This window comes from Mesorhizobium sp. BR1-1-16, from assembly GCF_020165495.1.
GTDB lineage: Bacteria > Pseudomonadota > Alphaproteobacteria > Rhizobiales > Kaistiaceae > Kaistia.
The window spans coordinates 334427-351246 of record NZ_JAIUIE010000001.1 but is presented as its reverse complement, the minus strand read 5'-3'; the positions used below and the strand labels follow the sequence as shown (position 1 = coordinate 351246).

Sequence of the window (16820 nt, the reverse complement as noted above, 5' to 3'; positions counted from 1 at the left end):
GCGGCGCTACAGCGCCGTCCAGCCCGCGACCTTGCGGACGACAACCGCGTCCGCAGCCTTGTCATAGGCAATCCAGCCGATTTCCGGCGTCACGAAGAGCCAGGCGCCGTCGACGAACAATGCCAACGCACCGTTTTGTCCGGCCCAGGCACCCGAGGGCGAGGCGCCGAGCAGATAGCGCGCGCCTTCGACCGGACTGCCTGGCGGCGTGACCGCGCCCGAGGCCTCGACGGCCAGCTGCACGATCCCGTCCAGCAGCCGCAGCGCCTCGTTATGCGTCACGTGCTTCTGCGCCTGCGCGGCGGCGATATAGGGCAGCGCCAGATGCGGCGTCGCGAGCGGGTCAGACATCGATCGTGATCTCCGTGGCAAGGCCCGCACCAGCGGTGGGGCTCAACTGGCAGACGCGGGCGGTGAAGACCGCGTCCGGCGACGACAGCACGGCCGCGAGTTCGCCGGCCGTGAACAGCGCGACAGGGCTGGCGACGACACGGATCGCCTTCAATGCGGCCGCCTCGAAAAGCTCGACGCGATAGGCCTCGCTTTCCTCGCCGAGCGGCACTTCCAGCTGGTCCCAGCGGTCGCCGCCCTGCCGCGTCTGGCGGATCCATGTGAGGGCGACATCGCCGGTGGGATCGCGTCTCCCACGCACATGCACCGGCGCCAGCGGGAACAGACCGCGCCCCGCGACCATGAACCCGCGATCGGTGAATTGATCGGCGTCATAGGGACTGCCGAGCGGCCCTGCGCGCAAACGCTTCGAAAGCCCGATTTCGCCCGCATCGAGCGCGAAGAGCGGCGTCGCGGCATTCAACCGAACGAAACGCGCACCGGCCGCGTGGCCACGCGCCGCAAGATCGCCGGTGCCGCCCTGACCACGCAGCAGGCCCGACAGCCGCCAGCGTCCTGCGCCAACGAGAACGGCCTCGCAGAACTGGATCAGCTCGAAGCCGTCGTCCTCGGTGCCGATCGCGGCGAGATTGCCGCCGTTCAGCACGGCCTCCAGCGGCAGCGCCGACAGCGCCCCGGCGGCGAGCGCGACCTCGATCACGGTCGCCTCGTCGAAGCGCGCCATCGGTCCCGGTGGGATTGCTGCGACGATGGCGCCGAGCACCGCCCGCTGATCGACCCGTTGGCGGGCGATATAGCCGGCCTCGGCGCTGCCGATCGCGATCGATACAGGCCCCGACCAGGGATCGGCAAAGACTGCAAGCCGAGGTGCCGCGCCGGGCTCGGCCCCGGAGAGCGATGGCAGGTCAAGCACCACGACATCCGGCGGCCCAGCCTCGGCGCGCCAGGTAGGCGGCGTGCTCGCGCCGCTGCCGACCGGCTGCGCCGAGGCAGTCGGATCGAGGGCGCGCGTCTCGATGCGCCTCATATCGCCATCCTCGATCCGCGTGACCTGCAGGAGACGCGTTCTGCCCTCATGCGTGAACGAGACGATGTCCGCCGCCTCGATTGCCAGCGCATGCGGCGGCAGTGCGAAGGAAACGGTTTCGCGCGCCTCCCAGATATCCTGCAACCGGGCGTCGGCCAGCGCCACCGCGACGCCATCATCGGTGACCATCGCCGCGCTCAGCGAGGATTGTCGGCGGCTCACGGTTTCCAGCCGCCGCGAGGTGACCTGACGGCTGCGGTAATCCGAAAGACCATCATAGAAGCCAAGCGCCAGCTCCGCTGGCAACTCAGTCTCCTGCGCCCGCCGGATCGTCACGAGCGCCGAGCTTTCTTCCTCGACGAGATCGTCCGTGTTGATCGCCAGCCGCGGCAATCCGCGCCTGACGAAGCGGACGCCCGCGCCCGATTCCGCCACGGCAAAGGCGAAGATGTCGGCGAGCGGCTTCAAGGCATCGCGCGCCGAGCCAATGCGCTCAACGACATAGCCGTCGAGCATGCCGTCGAGATCGCCGACCATGCCGCCGGTGATGCCATAGTCATAGAGAATGCGGCCAACGAGCCGGCTGACCGGCAGCGCGCCGAGGCGGCCATTCAGCCAGTGACCGGTCTCCCAATTGCCGCCATCCGACCAGACATCGCCAAGCAGCGGAAAAGCCGGATAAGGCCGCGAATCCCAGGCCCAGACATGGCTCCAGCCGACATCGACCATCCGCCCGCCATAGACAGGCGAAACCGGATTGCGGTTTGCCACGAAGCCCGGTGCAGCGGGATCGCGATAAGCGAGCAGCGCCGACAGCGCGCGCTCCTGCATCAGAGCGTCGCGGCCGCCATGCGAAAAATGCGGTAGTCGCGCGCCGCCGACTTTCGGATCGGGAAAGACGTTCGGCTCATTGGCGCCCTTGTCGACCGCGGGGCAGCCGAGCTCGGTGAACCAGATCGGCTTCATACCGCCGATCCAAGCCGTAGGGGTTCCCGCCTCGACGCCGCCCGGCCGATCGACATGCCGGTTCGCCCACCAGTCGCTGATCCCCTTGAAGCGATAAACCCATGGCTTGCCATAGGCACCGTCGGTGATCGGCGAGCGGATCTGCGCCGCGCGATCGGCGGTGCTGGCATAGTACCAGTTGAAGCCTTCGCCGCCCTCGATATTGGCCTGGAGATAGGCGATGTCGTGCCCGCTTTCGGCGACCTCGGCATCGCGATGCGTGCTGCCATCGCGCCAATCGGCAAGCGGCACGTAGAGATCGATGCCGACGGCATCGATATTGGCATCGGCCCAGAGCGGATCGAGATGAAAATGGACATCGCCGCTGCCATCGCCCGGCTGGTGACCGAAATACTCGCTCCAGTCGGCGGCATAGCTGATGCGCGTTGTCCCGCCGAGCACAGCGCGGACATCTGCTGCAAGCGACCGTAGCGCGGCGACGAAGGGATAGGTGGAGGGGCCGGAGCGGAGCGTCGTCAAACCAACGAGTTCGGAGCCGATCAGGAAGGCATCGACACCGCCGGCCGCAACGCAGAGATGCGCCGCATGCAGCACCATGCGGCGATAACTCCATTCGGGCGGTCCGGAATACACAACACCGCCACCGACAATGGAAAAATCGCCCGGCGCGGCGCTGCCCATGAAGGCGGCGACCTCGGCCGTCATCGCCGCCGTCTTGTCTGGCGTGCCGGGCCGCCCCGGCGCGATCGAGGCCGTGATCCGCCCGCGCCAGGGATAGGCCGATTGATCGCCATAGCCATACGGGTCGACGAGGCCGCTCGACGGGGGCACGTCCATCATCAGGAACGGATAGAAGGTGACGCCGAGGCCTCGCGCCTTGATGTCGGCGATCGCCCTGACAACGCTGCCATCGGATGGCGTGCCGCCGAATGCGGGCCGGCCGTCGATCTGGTTGACGAGACGGGCCGTGCCGCGGTCGAGCCCCGCGACGCTCCAGCCGGGCGACGTGCTGCCCGACGCGGTTTCCACGCGCGGCGCCACAGTGCAGCGATCGGCGCGAAGGTCATCGCCAAACCAGCTTACCGCGAGAGCGGCGCGTTCGAGATGCGGGCAGATCTCCTGCAATTCGTCGAGTGAAGCGCGCCAATCGGTCTTGGCACCGTCGGTGTGGCGGTTCACCGTCTCTCGGCTCCCCGCCGTCTCGACGCGATAGACCGGCTCGGGATCATAGGCGAATTCCGACGCGGCCGGGATGATCACCACCGCGCGGATCGCTTCCTCGACCCCGCTGATCGGGCGGAAGACCTCGAAGGCCATTTGCGGCAGGCGGTTGCCATAGTCGCTGACCGGAAGCCGCTCGAACACCACGACCGCCGTACCGCGATACGCCGGCGCGCCGGAGGCTCCCTGCTTCGCCTCGATCAGGCTGTCGGCGGGCTGCCCTTCCATGCCGGTCGAGAGCCGCCACGTCACGGTCGAGAGATCGAGTTCCTCGCCATCCGCCCAGCAGCGGCCGATGCGCGCCACCGGCCCTTCGCAAAGGCCGATGGCGAAATTGGCGTAATAGGCATAGTTCGTGACGCTCGGGCCGCCCTTGCCGCCCTCCTCGCTCGTCACTTCCTCGAAGCGCGTCGCCCAGATCACCTGCCCCGAAAGCCGCCCACGACCATAAAGGCGTGGGATCGGGGCGCCCTCCTCCGAGCGTTGGACATCGAGATCGGAGAGCCGCGCACCTTCGGTCGACGTACCGAACAGAGACTGGTCGATGACGCTGCCGGCCAGCGCGCCAACCGCCGCGCCAAGCGTCGCGCCGAGCGGCCCGAACACGCCGCCGATCGCCGCGCCGGCAGCCTGGAGGACGATGGTCGCCATCAGTGGGTCACTCCCGGAAACGAAAAGACAAAGGCGAGCCGTCGCGCCCACCAAGGGGTGAGCGAGGCCATCGCGACGGCGGCGCCGTCATGGGCATGGATGAAACGGCCGGGCTCGGCGAGGATCGCAGCGTGTTTGGCCGGCAATCCCTCGCGCCAGCGAAAGAGCAGCAGGTCGCCCGGCAGCGCCGACCCCGGATCGAGGGGCGTCATATGACGCGCGGCGGCATCGCAGAGGGTCTCGGCGCCCCGCGCTTCGGCCCAATCCGGCGTATAGGCCGGCATCGCCTCCGGCTCTTCGCCATAGACCTCGCGCCAGACGCCGCGCACGAGGCCGAGGCAATCGGCACCGATGCCTTTCAGCGAGGCCTGATGGCGATAGGGCGTGCCGAGCCAGCCCAGCGCGGCCGAAACCAGCGCCGCGCGCGTGACGGATGTCATGAGATGGGTTCCGATCGGTTCAGGAGACGACCGGGCTGCCGTCATTATGGCTGCCCGAGCGGGCATAGCCGAGGCTGAAATCATTGCCCGGCATATGCGGGAAGCCGCGGAAGTTGAGCGCATTGGCGAAACGATCGCGGCAGGTGACGAAGCGCTTGTCGCATCCGGCGGTGAGCGCGATCCCATCGCCAACGCCGATCGTGAGCGGCGCGGCGGTCCAGAGTTCGAGTGTCATCACACCCTCGATCACGCGCTGCGTCTTCACGGCGCTGGCAAATCCGGCATTGGCGCCGCTCGCGAACACGGCCCGCCCGCGCTCGAACCAGCCCGGCGCGAACGCATCGATCCCGCTGACGGCAATGAGGCGGCCATTGCTCGATGCCATGACCGTCGCGCTGGCCGCGAAGGCCGCCGCCGTCAGGTCGACGCCGCATCTCACATCGCCGAGATCGGCATCGCAGGCGGCGCGGAAGCTGCGGCCGCGCGGCGCGTCGAGCGCCGCGAGCGGCCCGCGGATTTCGGCGCGGAAGGCACCATCCTCGCGCACCACCTCGCCGATATGGCCGGCGCTGACGAGAAGCCGCTCGGCGGGCGCTTGCCAATTGACGGCGAAGACCTCGACGCAGGCATGATCGAAACGGCCCGTTGCGAGGTCCGCATCGCTGACCTTGTCGGACGACAACGCCCCCGCGACCTCGAGTCCGCCGGTCGAAAAACCTTCGGCCGCCGCCGCCTCGCTGGCTGACAGGCCGCTCGCGGCTTCGAAGACCGTGCCCTCGAAGCTCACGTCGCGGTCATGGTCGGTAAAGCCGAGCACGGTGCCGTCCTTCAGTGTCACGCGCCAGCATTGGCAGAGCGTCGTCGTCTCACCTGACACATGGGCAGCAAGTCCTTCGGGCAGCGTCTTCACGGCCGGATCTCCACCAACGGGATCGAGGGGATTTCGCCAGCCTCGAAGGCGGCGAGATTGATGGTGAGTTCGTCGGTGTCGAAGCGCACGGGAACATCGAAGCGAAACCCCGCCGTCACCAGCGCCCCGGCCGGGGGAACATGGCCGGCGGCGAAGGTGACGATCCCGGTCGCATGGTCGACCGCGACGTTGGCGGGATCGGCGGCGACCGAGGCGACGGCGACCACCACGCTGCCGGCGACCGGCTTGGCGATGACGCGGTCATAGGCTGCAAAATCGCCGCCATAGCGTTTCACGAGCTGGAAGCGCGCCGTTGCGCCGTCTCCGGTGCCGATCGGCTGGTCGAAGGGCGTCGGCGCAGTGCCGGGCGGCGCCGAGGCGTCGTCGGTGCGGTCGCGCCAGCGGAAGCCGAACAGCCGCCCGCGCCGTTCCTCGAAGAAGGCGATCACGTCATGGATATCGGCCAGCGAGCGCACGCCATAGCCGGCATCGTAGCGGCGGCGCGAGTCGGCCCAGCGCTGGTTGCGCTTCTCACGGCCAGAGCCGAGCGCCACGATCTCGGTCTTGCGTTCCGGCCCGCCGCTTGAGCGGAAGGCGATCCCCGTCGGGAAGCGGACATCATGAAAACTTTCGATGAGCGGCATGGTCTCTCCTAAAGGCCGCGCCGGCCGCGGCCGACGGCGCGCGCGAGCGAGGCCGTGACCTGTGCTTCCGATTTTCGGAAGCTCGCGGCGTCCGGGGTCTGGATGGCGACATTCACGGTGACATTGCCGGATCCGCCGCCCGCACCGACGCCGAGCCTTCCGTCGGCGCCGCGCTGCAGCGGCAGGATCGCCTCGGCGCCCGCCTCCCCGGCAAGGCCGAGACCGCGCCCGAGCGGGAAATAGCTCGGCCGCGAGACGACGCCGCCATCGGCGAACGGCACGACGCCGCCCTTGGCAAAGGCGGTGGCGCCGGCCTGGCCGATGAGGCCCGAGAGCAGGCTGCCAACGCCGCTCTCGATCGGCTTCAACGCCGCGCCGAGCGCGATGGAGGACAGCCTGAGCGCGAGCGATTTCAGCACGTCCTCGAAATCCTTGCCGCCCGTCACCGCGCCGGTGAAGGCCTTGGCGATCACGCCGGAAAAGCTGTCGGCGCGCTTGGCGAGTTCATCGAGCGCCGTGCGGAAGCCGCTGGTATCGGCGCTGACCTTGACGGAAAGTTCGTCGACGACGGTCGGCATGGCTCAACCTCCTTGGCTGAAGTCGGGATAGCGCCGCGCCAGCGCGTCAAATGCGGCGCGGTCCAGCGGCTGTGCGGCGCCGCCGCCGAGGCCCTCAATCGCGGCGGCCAATTCGCGCGGCGTCAGGGCCCAGAAGTCATGGCTCGAGAGCTTGAGCACGCCAAAGCCGATCGCCATGGCATCGCGCCAGGGAAAGGGCCTCGCGCTCACGCCGCCGCCTCGCCGCCGAAGGTCGCGGTCAGGAGATCCGCCGCGATCCGCGCAAAGCCGCCGGCCGCGCCCTCAGCGCGCATCGCGGCGACATCGGCGTTGCTCAGGCTCGCTCCCGCGCCGCGAAGACCCGCGCCGATGATGCGGACAAGATCGAGCGCCGTCAGCCGTCCTTCCGAAAAGCGCCCGGCCAGAGCCGAGAGATCCGCCGCCCCAAACGCTGTTTCGAGCTCCGCCAGCGCGCCGAGCGTCAGGCAGAGAACATGGCGCCGGCCATCCAGCACGGCGTCGATTTCGCCTCGATGCCGGTTGGCGACCGGGCCTTCAATCGGTCCGGTCATCCTCAAGCCTCCGCGAAGGCGATGGCGCCGGCGGATTCGAGCGCCAGCTCATAGGTGACGGCGCCGTCATGCTCGCCGGCATATTCGAGCGCGGTGATCTGGAACGGGCCGGAGATGGTGCCGAAATCCGGGATGATCAGCTGATAGCCGCGGATCGTCCCGTCGAAGAAGAGGCTGCGCATCGCGGCGTCAGTGGCGGCGTCGCGGAAGATTCCGGCGCCCGAAAGGCTGGCGCGGCGGACGCCGGCCCCCGCCAGCAATTCCCGCCAGCGGCCGGCTGAATCCGTGTCGGTGATGTCCACCGTCTCGGCGTTGAAGGCGATGCGCCGCGTGCGCAGCCCGGCAACGGTCTGGAAGGCGCCGGCGCCGGTGGTGTCGAGCTTCAGCAGCAGGTCCTTGCCCTTCTGCGCGGTCATGAGATGTCCTTTCGGCTGTGGATTTGCGCCCTCGAACGGCCGCGATGCGCGCTAGGATCGGCGCGGAAAGCGGAGGGCGCGGAATGAGTGGATTGATCGGATCGGTGGATGTCGCGCGGGCGGGGCCCGAAGACCTCGCCTTCGTGATCGCAACCGAGCGCATCGAGGCCTATGCCGATCTCGTCGGCCGTTCGAGCGAGGCGCAGCACCGCGTCCTGATCAACGACACCCGCCACGCCTATTTCATCGGCCGGCAAGAAGGCCGCCCGATCGGTTTCGTCATCATCCGCGACTGGCAGTCCTGGGACGGCGTCGCGCTGGTGAAGCGCATCGTCGTCACCGACCCCGGCCGGGGACTTGGCAGCGCGCTTCTCGCCGGCGTCGTCGATCGCGTCTTCGAGGAGACGACCTGCCATCGCCTGGCGATCGGCCTCTTCCCCGAGAACCAGCGCGCCCGCCGCACTTATGAACGCGTTGGCTTTCGCATCGAGGGAACGGCCCGCGGCGCGGTGTTCTTTCAAGGCGAGCATCGCGACGAACTCGTCATGGCGATGCTGCGCCCGGATTGGGAGACCCGTCGGCAGGCCAGATGCGCTCCGGCCTAGCCTTCCACCAGTGCAGCAAGCCTGACGACGCCATGCTCGGTGATGCCGTCGGGATCGCGGCTGACTTCGGCGAAGGCGACCCGCAGCGTCACGAGGTGATGGTCGGCCAGCGCCAGCGGCTCGTCGTGCAGCAGGCGCATCAGGATGCCGGCAATCGCCCAGGCCTCCTTCTTGCCGGCCTGGCGCGACCACACATGCAGCGTGAGGCTGACATCGCCACCATCGGCCGTTCCATCGCTCCAGTCGGCTTGGCCCGTATCGCCAAGCGTCACATAGGGAAAGTCCGTGCCGCGCGGCGCGCCGTCATGGATGCGCGGCCCGCCCAGCGCCGCCAGAAGATCGGCATCGGTGACAAGCCGCGCGCGAATGGCAGCCTGCAGGTCGAGTGCGGCCGGGTTCATGTCGTCCTCCGTTTCATCCGGCCGATGGCCGGAGCAATGACCGGGTCGCTGGCGCTGTCGAGCGCACCGAACTCGCGGGCGAAAAGGCCAGGGCCGGTGAGCGTCACCAGTGCGCCGCCATCGCGCGGCAGGATCGACGCGCTGGTTCCCGGCGCGCTTGCCGCCAGAAGGCCGGCCGCGCGGCGCGCCTCGCCGCCGAGCGCCGCCGCGATCGGTCGGCGCGCGGCCGCCATGATGCGACGGGTCATATCCGTTCCGCTCATGTCGTCTCCTCGCGGGCCTCGATCAGAAGAAAGCGGCGGCGCTCGTCGGGGTCGGTGACGGTGTTGATGGCCAGCAGGCGGCCGCGATGGCGGATGCGCATGCCGGCCATGACGTCGGTGCGATGACGGATGGTGACGCGGTGGGTGATCGCGCTGCCGAGCCGGTCGGAGCCCGTATCGGCCACGGCGCGCACGGGCTCGATGGCGGCCCAGACAGCGACGAGCGGCGCCCAGCTGGCGATGCTGCCGCCTGCGCCATCCGCGCTCTCGGCCGCCTGTTCGATCGTGATGCGATGGGCGATCCAGCCCGGTTCGAATTCACCCCTCACAGCTGGCGCACCTTGTAGGGCGCGATGAGCGCATCGAAGCCGGGCGGCGCGATGGCTCCGGCGAACTCATGCCCGACCATGCCGCGCGCCTCATACCAATTGGCGACGAGCACCATGACAGCCTGGCGCAGCGGGGCCGGCACGTCGATCGAGGAGACGCCATAGCCGGCAACGACGTCGATCTCGATGCCATTGTCATAGAGCGCCGGCTGGGGCCGAAGCTTCGCGATGAGCCGAGCCGGCGAGGCGGAAACATCGACGCGCCAGTTCTCGGCGCCCCACTGCCGCGGGACCCCGGCGACGTCGTAAAACGTCACCTGATTGACGGCGATCAGCGGCGACAGCGGGATCGGCACGGACCGGCCCTCGGGCCATTCGTCGAGATAGATCCGCCAGAGCTGGTGCACGAGGCAGCGCCGCGTGACGGCCTCGATATGGACGCGCGCCGCGACGATCGCCGCCTGCAGCAGGCGGTCCTCGTCGGGCGTATCGAGCCGCAGATGCGCCTTCACATCGGCGAGCGTCACGGGCTCGATCGTCGGGCCGGAAATGAGCGCGGTGGTCATGAATGCCTCCTTGAAAATGCCTGCCGGAGAAAAAAGAAGCGGCGCCCCCGTGGCCGTGGCGCCGCCCGGGCGTCGGCTGCGGCGGGAGGCGCGCCATCAGCCAACACCGATTTCAGAAGCTTGAGAACAGGGGGCCGCCCTTGGCAGGGCCGACCGGGTGCCATCCCGCACGCAGGAAAGGTGGCCGGTTGGGTCAGGCCGTGCCGAAAAGGGTGGACTACGAGAACCGGAGCGGAGCGTACGTCAGTACGTGAGCACCGGAAGCGCAGAAGACCGCCCTTTGCAGGCCGGCATGGCCCAACCTGCCGCCCTTCCTAGGTTGTGCCGAACTTCAGCAGCTTGATCGCGTCAAAATCCTGCACGCCGCCGCCGACGCGCTTGGTGGTGTAGAAGAGGACATAGGGCTTGGCCGAATAGGGATCGCGCAGCACGCGCACGCCGAGACGGTCGACGACCAGATAGCCGCGCTTGAAATCGCCAAAGGCGAGCGCGAGCGCATTGGCGCCGATATCCGGCATGTCCTCCGCCTCGGTGACCGGAAAGCCGAGCAGCGAGGCATCGCCACCAGCAACGGCCGCCGGCTGCCAGAGATAGTTGCCATCGGCGTCCTTGAGCTTGCGGATCGCAGCCTGCGTGCGGCGGTTGAGCACGAAGCGGGCATTGGCCCGGTAGCCGGCCTTCAGCGCATAGACGAGGTCGATCAGCACATCGGAGGGGTTGGAGGCCGGCAGCGCGCCGGAAACGCCGGTCAGGATGTAGCCGAGCTTGCCCCAGGCCCAGGCCGATTCCGCCGCCGTCGTGTAGCTCAAAAAGCCCTTCGGCTTGTTGGTGCCGTCGCCGGTGACGAAAGCGGTGCCCTCCTGCGCCGCGAAGGCGGCCTCGACCTCGGCGCCGAGCCACTGATCGATATTGACGGCGCTGTCGTCAAGCAGAGCCGCCGTCGCGGCCGGCATGGCGTAGAGCTCCATCGCCGGGAAATCGAGCGCGGCGATGGTCGGCGATGCGGTCTGGCTCCGGGCGTCGGTCTCTCCTGCCCAGCCGACCGCCGGACCGGCCGTCATGAAGGGTTTGCGATAGATGCCGCTCGAGACCTGCCGCACATCGGCGATGGCGCGGATCGGCGAGATGGCGGCAAGACGCTTGCCGATCTCGGCCTCGGTCTCGATCGGCACCAGATAGCCGCCATCGGGATTGGAGCCGGACGAGAGCGCCTTCTGCTCCAGCCGGCGCATGCCGTCCTCATTGCCGCCGCGCACATAGGCCTCGAACGCCGCCTTGTGCTCGCTCGGCCGGCGCTCGCCACGCGGTTCGCCGGAAAGCGGCGGCCGGCGGCTCTTCAGCGTCAGCTCGTCCAGCGTGCGGTTGATGCGGTCGAGTTTCTCGACGGTCAGCGGGTCAGCCGACAGCTTCTGCTCGATCTCACCGAGCCGCTCGTCATTCGTTTCCTTGAACGCCTCGAAGGCATGCAGGAAATCGTCGAAAGCGGCGCCGATCTCGCCATGCTCGGCGGCCTTGGTCTCGGACGGCTTGGCGTCCGCGGCCTTGCGTTCCGGCGCCATGAGGCCGGGGGCTTCGACTGCACGGATGTCAGTGATCGGCTGGTTCATTTGGGGTTCCTTTCGTTGAGGGAGCGCGCCGCGCGGCGCATGCGGAGCGCAAGCCGGGCAGCCGGCTGTGGAGCGCGGGACTTGACGGCCTGGACGCGGGCATCCGGCTGCATGGGGAAGGTGACGATCGAGATTTCCCAGAGGTCGATCTCGGTCAGGTGGCGCACGCCGCTCGCCCGGTCGGCCCGGGCGCGCACCGTCTTGAAGCCGATCGAGAGCCCGTCGAGCGCGCCGGCTCGCATCAGGCTCGCGACCTCGCGGCCACGCGCCACGTCGAGCATCAGCCGGCCCCGGACGTAGAGGCCGCGCTGATCTTCCCGGATCTCGGTCCAGACGCCGATCGGTTCGGTCGGGTCATGCTGGTAGAGCATGCGGATGCCAGAGACCTGTCGCCGCGCGATCGAGCGCAGGAAGGCACCGGGCATCACGACATCGCCGGAAAGGTCGGCCGAGCCGAACAGGCTCGCATAGCCCGAGAAGGCGCCCTCGGCATCGACGCCCGAAAGATCGACCGCCGCGGCCTTTTGTTCAAGCGCGGGAAACGCGGCCGGATAGCCAGGTTGAGACATGCATTCTCCTTCGCCGGCCAGGGTGGGGCCGCGTTGGCTGGACAGATTTTCAAGAGGGGTCGGAGGATCGATTGACGATCGGGGAGGCCGTGACTATTTTTCTGGTCATCAAACGGAGGCCGAGATGCTCACGGTCAATCTGGCTCACGCCAAAACTCATCTCAGCGAGTTGCTCGACAGGGTCGAGGCGGGCGAGGACATTGTGATCACCCGTCACGGCCGGGCGGTTGCTCAGCTTCGCGCCGCCGAAACGCCGAAGACGTCGATCCCGTTCGAGGAACTGGCAGCCTTGCGTGCCAGTCTGCCGAAACTCGACCGGTCAAGCGCCGAGCTGTTGCGGGAAATGCGCGACGAGGAGCGCTGAGCAGCCGCGATGGTCTATTTCGATACTAGCTTCCTGGTGCCCTTGGTTTTGCCGGAAGAGACCAGCGGCGACATCGTGTCCTTCATGGTCGCGTTCGGCGAACAAGCGGCCGCGACCAGTCACTGGACGCGGGTCGAATTTGCCTCATTGGTCGCGCGGCAGGTGCGCATGCAGCGGATTGATGCCAATGCAGCAGCGCGGACGACGGCCGGGTTCGAGGCCCTGATCGAAGGCCGTTTCACCGTCATCCTGCCTGGACAAGATGATTTCGACCTCGCGCGGCGCTATCTCGCACAGTCTGAGACCGGCCTTCGCGGCGGCGACGCCCTGCATCTCGCAATCGCCGCCAATCGGAACGCCGAGCGTATCTTCACGCTGGACAAGGGCTTCGCGCGGGCCGGCACTATGCTGGGGCTGCCGGTGTCCGGCCTCGCGGCCAGTTAGGCATCTCACCGTCGCGCGAGCAGCCGTTCCAGCACGCCCGCGAAATCGCGGAAAACAGCGCGATGATCCTGCCTCGAGTGCTTCAGAAGCTGCTTGAGGATTGCGGGCATTGTCTCGTCTCCCGAATGGGTTAGCCGTCGTCGTTGAAAAAGTGATTCAGCCGCGCGATCTCGGCGACGAAATCGTTGAAGCGGCGATTGGAGGCGGCGAGCTCGCGCAGCGTCCAGATCAGCAATCCGCTCGAACTGGTCGCCCAGAGGAACAGCGCGAGATGGGCGAGATCCCCGCGCGTGGCGAAGGCGCGGGTCAGCTCGTCCATGCCGCGTCCCCTTCCCCGCCTGCATCCTCGGCCGGGCCATAGCCGACTGCCTGGCGCTTCTCGTCGCGCGTGATGAAGCTTGCCGCCTCCACGCGCCGCCAGAGCGACTCGCGCTCGGCCGCCAGCGCGTCGATGGCATCGGCGTCGTAGGCGAGCCGCACCGAACCGCCATAGGCCGGGCGGAGCCAGCAGGCGAACGCCGCCGCCGTGCGTCCGACCAGCGGCAGCACGGTCTGCCGCCAGAACGCGCGGTTGGCCTCTGCATAATTGGCATAGGTGTTGTCGCCGGGCAGGCCGAGCAGCATCGGCGGAATGCCGAAGGCGAGCGCGATCTCACGCGCCGCGCCATGCTTCGCCTCCATGAAGTCCATGTCGCGCGGGGTGAGGGCCATCGACGTCCAGTCGAGCCCGCCTTCGAGCAGCAGCGGCCGCCCGGCCTTGACCGCGCCGGTATAATTCGTCTCCAGCTCCGCCTTCAGCCGCTCGAACTGGTCGGCGGAGAGCGTCGCGCCGCCCTCGCCGCGATAGACGAGCGCGCCGGAGGGTCGAGCGGAATTGTCGAGCAACGCCTTGTTCCAGGCGCCGGCGGCGTTGTGAATATCGAGCGCCATCGCCGCCGCCTCGATCGGCGCGAAGCCATAGTGATCATCGAGCGGATGATGCAACCGCAGTTGCAGCACCGGCGCGATGCCGCCCTCTCCGGGATCGTGGAAGCGCACCGTCTGGCCGCCGACTGCATAATCAAACGCCTCCGGCCAGCCATCGGCGCCGGGCACGACCTTCATCCTGTCCGGTCTCAGCGCATGCAGCTCGGCCGGCGCTCCGCCGAGCATCACCAGCTCGGCATAGGCGTTGCCCGCGACGAGCAGATTGGCATAGAGCGCCTCGAAAAAAGCGGTGCCGCTCTGGTGGCGGTTTGGCTCGGCGAGGAGCGCCAGCAGCGGGTGATCCGCCTTTTCGCCCGCCCCGTCGAACACGGAGAGCGGCACGGACGCGGCGCTCTCGGCGATCGTCATGACCGCGCGATAGACGACGGCGTTCTTCATGAAGCCCTCGCGGGCCAGGCTCGCCGCATCGCGCGGCGACCAGACCGCCCGCCCCTGCGCCTGCAGCGCGATGAGCGGGGCGGTGCGCGAGGCCTTTTCTTCCGGCGGATGCGGCGCGGCGCGCGCGAAGAGCCGCGCCCTCAGCGTTTCAAACATGATGTCATCCCTGTTGAAGAGGCTCAGAACGCGCGAATGCGCGGCTCGGCCGGCGGGCGCAGCATCAGCCGCGTCAGCGCCCAGACCAGCGCATCGAGCCGGTCCGGCGAGCGGCCGTTCGAAAGCCCGTCCGGGCCGAAATCGGCGAGTTCATCCTCAAGCGCCGGAAACGTGCCGGCATGGCGGACACGACCCTGCGCATAAAGAGCGGCGACCGGCTCGGCGCGGAGATATTTGCCGCGCGTCGCCCTGACGCTCGTCACCGGCACCAGCGGATCGACCTCGGCGATGACGCTCGCGACCATGTCGCCGCCCTGGTTGACCTCGGCGACGAGCATGTCCGCCTCCAGCGCATGATAGAGCGCGACCGCGGCGCCGGCCCAGCGCGCCGGCTTCACCTCGGCAAGGCTCGCATCCGCCAGCACATAGCCCGTCCCATCCTCACTGACGCCGCAGGCGATGATGCCGCAGGCGTCCGCCCCCTTGCGGCTCGTCGCCGGCGGATCGACCGCGACGACGATGCGCTGAAGCTTCGGCGCCGCGCCGACCCGCAGCGCCTCGATCGCATTGCGGCTCCACAGCGCATCGACGCGATCGTCGATCAGCTCGCCATCGATCTCCTGCCGGCCGAGCCGCGTGCCCTTGTAACGGCCGATGACGCGCTCCAGGAAGCCCGGCGCGAGATTGCCGAGATTGGCGCTGGTCCCGGCCCGCGTGATCACCGTCCGCTCCGCCTTGATCAGCCGCTTCAACAGAGGCGTCGGCCGCGGCGTCGTCGTCACCAGCTGGCGCGGCAGCGCGCCGAGGCGGAGGCCGAATTGCAGCATGTCCCAGCAGGACTCCTGATGACGCCATTTGCCGAGCTCATCCGCCCAGGCCGCCTCGAATTGCGGCCCGCGCAGGCTTTCCGGATCCTCAGACGAAAAGCAGAGCGCGCTCGCCCCGTTCGGCCATTCGAGCCGGCGCCGCGAGGGCTGCCAGTTCGGCCGCTCGCCCTTTGGATGCACCGCGAGCAAGCCCGAGACCCCCTCGATCATCACATCGCGCACATCGGCCAGCGTCTCGCCGATCAAGGCGATCCGCCCGACCGGCGCTGTCGCATAACCCTTTCGCCCGAAGACGAGCCCGCGCACCCATTCGGCGCCGGCCCGGGTCTTGCCCGCGCCGCGCCCGCCGATCATCAGCCAGGTGAGCCAATCGCCCGGCGGCGGCAGCTGATCGTCGCGCGCCCAGAAATCCCAATCGCCATGAAGCGCCGCGAACTCAGCGTCGGTCATCCCCGCCGCCATCCGCGCCGTCAGCTCCAGCGGCGGCCACCCCGTATGGACCGAGCGCTTCCAGGCGTCGCGCAAGGCGCGCCCTGAGATCGTCGAGATCGACGCTGCCTTCATCCACCGGCCCCCCCCGTTCATCGCGCATCTTGGCGAGCGTCTCGAAGGTCCGCGCCAGGACGCTCAAGGTGCGCGCGTCCTTTTCCTCGACGCTGCCGGCGCCGGACAGAAACCGCTGCTCGAGATCGGCGACCTGCCGCTCGAAGGCGCGGAAGAGCCGCCCGAGCAGCCGGTCGTCATCGCCCATCTCGGGAATCTTCGGCGCCGCGCCCGGCCTCGCCCAGCCGGCGCGCTTCGCATGGCGCCACAGCGCCTCATAGGAAATGCCCTCGTCGGAGGCGATGGCGCTCACCGCATCGCGCGTCGTCTCGTAACGCACCCGCATGACGGCCCACTGCGCCTCGGAAACCTTCGGCAAGCCCGCCTCCCAAAAACAAAAAGGCGCCCAAGGGCGCCATTGAAACCATCATCCATCGCAAGAAGCCCGCCCCGTCAGGGCGATCGCTCCCTCATGCCCCCATCATGGCCGCCCTCGCATGAACGCGCCACGGCCGAACCTCTATTCCGCTGCCAGGGCCGGACGCGCGGTCCTCCATCATTGGCTGCAACTCCGTTCCGTCATGGCCCGGCTCGCCCTTCTGTCATTGCCGGCTTTCGCTTCTGTCATGGCCGGCTTTCGCTTCTGTCATGGCGGGGCTCTCGCTTCTGTCATTGAAGGGCTCGACCCGGCAATCCAGACTTCCTTCCGCCCGCACAGCCGACCCGGCCGTCCGCCCCGCGAAACCACGCCAGAGGACTGGATTGCCGGGTCAAGCCCGGCAATGACATCAGAGGGACAGGGAGCGCCCAACCGGCAACGCCGCAATCCCGGCGACGGCCAAGAACGCCAACCGACGCCGATCAGCCTCGCTCCCGGCCTTCGCCGGGACGACGCCCCTCATCAGCGCCACCGCCCCGAAACGCAACTTTCCGACTATGCCTGAAAGGTACCGAAGCAGCGTCACGCTGTCAAGGATTTTATTCCTAGCTACTTTGTCAGAGAAGACCCCTGATTGCCGGAGAATG

The 16820-nt window shown here is 68.3% G+C and carries 22 protein-coding genes; 3 read left to right on the top strand and 19 right to left on the bottom strand.

The features are described 5' to 3' along the window. Positions 1-6: 6 nt before the first annotated feature. From LB518_RS01775 to LB518_RS01735, 9 genes are read right to left on the bottom strand one after another with little or no spacing between them, the layout of a single operon-like run. A complete protein-coding gene (locus LB518_RS01775; protein ID WP_224572343.1) occupies positions 7-351 on the bottom strand; it encodes a DUF2793 domain-containing protein in 345 nt (114 codons plus the stop codon). After that, complete coding sequence (locus LB518_RS01770; protein ID WP_224572341.1) at positions 344-4216, bottom strand: baseplate multidomain protein megatron; 3873 nt, start codon at positions 4214-4216, stop codon at positions 344-346. Before LB518_RS01770 ends, LB518_RS01775 begins: the two co-directional genes overlap by 8 nt. After that, positions 4216-4656 (bottom strand): NlpC/P60 family protein, encoded by a 441-nt coding sequence (locus tag LB518_RS01765; protein ID WP_224572339.1) that lies wholly within the window; start codon positions 4654-4656, stop codon positions 4216-4218. Before LB518_RS01765 ends, LB518_RS01770 begins: the two co-directional genes overlap by 1 nt. A 19-nt stretch (positions 4657-4675) precedes the next feature. Next, entirely contained in the window at positions 4676-5566 is an 891-nt protein-coding gene (locus tag LB518_RS01760; protein ID WP_224572338.1) for a phage/gene transfer agent baseplate hub protein, read from the bottom strand. Beyond that, a complete protein-coding gene (locus LB518_RS01755) occupies positions 5563-6210 on the bottom strand; it encodes a DUF2460 domain-containing protein (protein WP_224572336.1) in 648 nt (215 codons plus the stop codon). Before LB518_RS01755 ends, LB518_RS01760 begins: the two co-directional genes overlap by 4 nt. Positions 6211-6218: 8 nt before the next feature. Next, positions 6219-6788: a phage tail tape measure protein gene (locus LB518_RS01750; RefSeq protein WP_224572334.1), complete on the bottom strand. Its 570-nt coding sequence runs from the start codon at positions 6786-6788 to the stop codon at positions 6219-6221. 3 nt (positions 6789-6791) lie between these two features. Further along, positions 6792-6998, bottom strand: coding sequence for a rcc01693 family protein (locus LB518_RS01745; RefSeq protein ID WP_224572332.1), 207 nt, complete (start codon positions 6996-6998; stop codon positions 6792-6794). Further along, entirely contained in the window at positions 6995-7339 is a 345-nt protein-coding gene (locus tag LB518_RS01740) for a gene transfer agent family protein (protein WP_224572330.1), read from the bottom strand. The genes LB518_RS01745 and LB518_RS01740 overlap by 4 nt, the downstream gene beginning before the upstream one ends. A 2-nt stretch (positions 7340-7341) precedes the next feature. After that, entirely contained in the window at positions 7342-7755 is a 414-nt protein-coding gene (locus LB518_RS01735) for a phage major tail protein, TP901-1 family (protein ID WP_224572329.1), read from the bottom strand. Positions 7756-7838: 83 nt separating this feature from the next. Here LB518_RS01735 and LB518_RS01730 point away from each other — a divergent pair, with 83 nt between their 5' ends. After that, complete coding sequence (locus tag LB518_RS01730) at positions 7839-8360, top strand: GNAT family N-acetyltransferase (protein WP_224572326.1); 522 nt, start codon at positions 7839-7841, stop codon at positions 8358-8360. On the opposite strand, the gene LB518_RS01725 is transcribed toward LB518_RS01730, so the two are convergent. The 6 genes from LB518_RS01725 to LB518_RS01700 all read right to left on the bottom strand — a co-directional run bounded on the left by LB518_RS01725 (position 8357) and on the right by LB518_RS01700 (position 12095). Continuing rightward, on the bottom strand, positions 8357-8761 hold the full coding sequence (locus LB518_RS01725; protein ID WP_224572324.1) for a DUF3168 domain-containing protein: 405 nt from the start codon (positions 8759-8761) through the stop codon (positions 8357-8359). The genes LB518_RS01730 and LB518_RS01725 overlap by 4 nt on opposite strands. After that, on the bottom strand, positions 8758-9024 hold the full coding sequence (locus LB518_RS01720) for a hypothetical protein (RefSeq protein ID WP_224572322.1): 267 nt from the start codon (positions 9022-9024) through the stop codon (positions 8758-8760). The genes LB518_RS01725 and LB518_RS01720 overlap by 4 nt, the downstream gene beginning before the upstream one ends. After that, complete coding sequence (locus LB518_RS01715; protein ID WP_224572320.1) at positions 9021-9353, bottom strand: phage head closure protein; 333 nt, start codon at positions 9351-9353, stop codon at positions 9021-9023. Before LB518_RS01715 ends, LB518_RS01720 begins: the two co-directional genes overlap by 4 nt. Continuing rightward, the gene (locus tag LB518_RS01710) at positions 9350-9919 is read right to left on the bottom strand and encodes a head-tail connector protein (RefSeq protein WP_224572318.1); all 570 of its coding nucleotides are present in this window, start codon (positions 9917-9919) and stop codon (positions 9350-9352) included. The genes LB518_RS01715 and LB518_RS01710 overlap by 4 nt, the downstream gene beginning before the upstream one ends. Before the next feature lie 314 nt (positions 9920-10233). Further along, positions 10234-11478, bottom strand: a complete 1245-nt coding sequence (locus LB518_RS01705) for a phage major capsid protein (RefSeq protein WP_502845784.1) — start codon at positions 11476-11478, stop codon at positions 10234-10236. A gap of 44 nt (positions 11479-11522) precedes the next feature. Beyond that, the gene (locus LB518_RS01700) at positions 11523-12095 is read right to left on the bottom strand and encodes an HK97 family phage prohead protease (RefSeq protein ID WP_224572315.1); all 573 of its coding nucleotides are present in this window, start codon (positions 12093-12095) and stop codon (positions 11523-11525) included. A 124-nt stretch (positions 12096-12219) separates the two neighbouring features. Here LB518_RS01700 and LB518_RS01695 point away from each other — a divergent pair, with 124 nt between their 5' ends. Then, positions 12220-12459, top strand: coding sequence for a type II toxin-antitoxin system Phd/YefM family antitoxin (locus tag LB518_RS01695; protein WP_224572313.1), 240 nt, complete (start codon positions 12220-12222; stop codon positions 12457-12459). A gap of 9 nt (positions 12460-12468) precedes the next feature. Further along, positions 12469-12903: a type II toxin-antitoxin system VapC family toxin gene (locus LB518_RS01690; RefSeq protein WP_224572311.1), complete on the top strand. Its 435-nt coding sequence runs from the start codon at positions 12469-12471 to the stop codon at positions 12901-12903. A 130-nt stretch (positions 12904-13033) separates the two neighbouring features. Here LB518_RS01690 and LB518_RS01685 read toward each other — a convergent pair whose 3' ends face one another. From LB518_RS01685 to LB518_RS01670, 4 genes are read right to left on the bottom strand one after another with little or no spacing between them, the layout of a single operon-like run. Further along, positions 13034-13222, bottom strand: coding sequence for a hypothetical protein (locus LB518_RS01685; RefSeq protein WP_224572310.1), 189 nt, complete (start codon positions 13220-13222; stop codon positions 13034-13036). Then, a complete protein-coding gene (locus LB518_RS01680; protein WP_224572309.1) occupies positions 13210-14424 on the bottom strand; it encodes a phage portal protein in 1215 nt (404 codons plus the stop codon). The genes LB518_RS01685 and LB518_RS01680 overlap by 13 nt, the downstream gene beginning before the upstream one ends. Positions 14425-14447: 23 nt before the next feature. After that, complete coding sequence (locus LB518_RS01675; protein WP_224572308.1) at positions 14448-15701, bottom strand: DNA-packaging protein; 1254 nt, start codon at positions 15699-15701, stop codon at positions 14448-14450. After that, positions 15688-16173 carry a hypothetical protein gene (locus LB518_RS01670; RefSeq protein WP_224572307.1) on the bottom strand — a complete coding sequence of 162 codons (486 nt, stop codon included), beginning with the start codon at positions 16171-16173 and terminating at the stop codon, positions 15688-15690. The genes LB518_RS01675 and LB518_RS01670 overlap by 14 nt, the downstream gene beginning before the upstream one ends. Between the last annotated feature and the right edge of the window lie 647 nt (positions 16174-16820).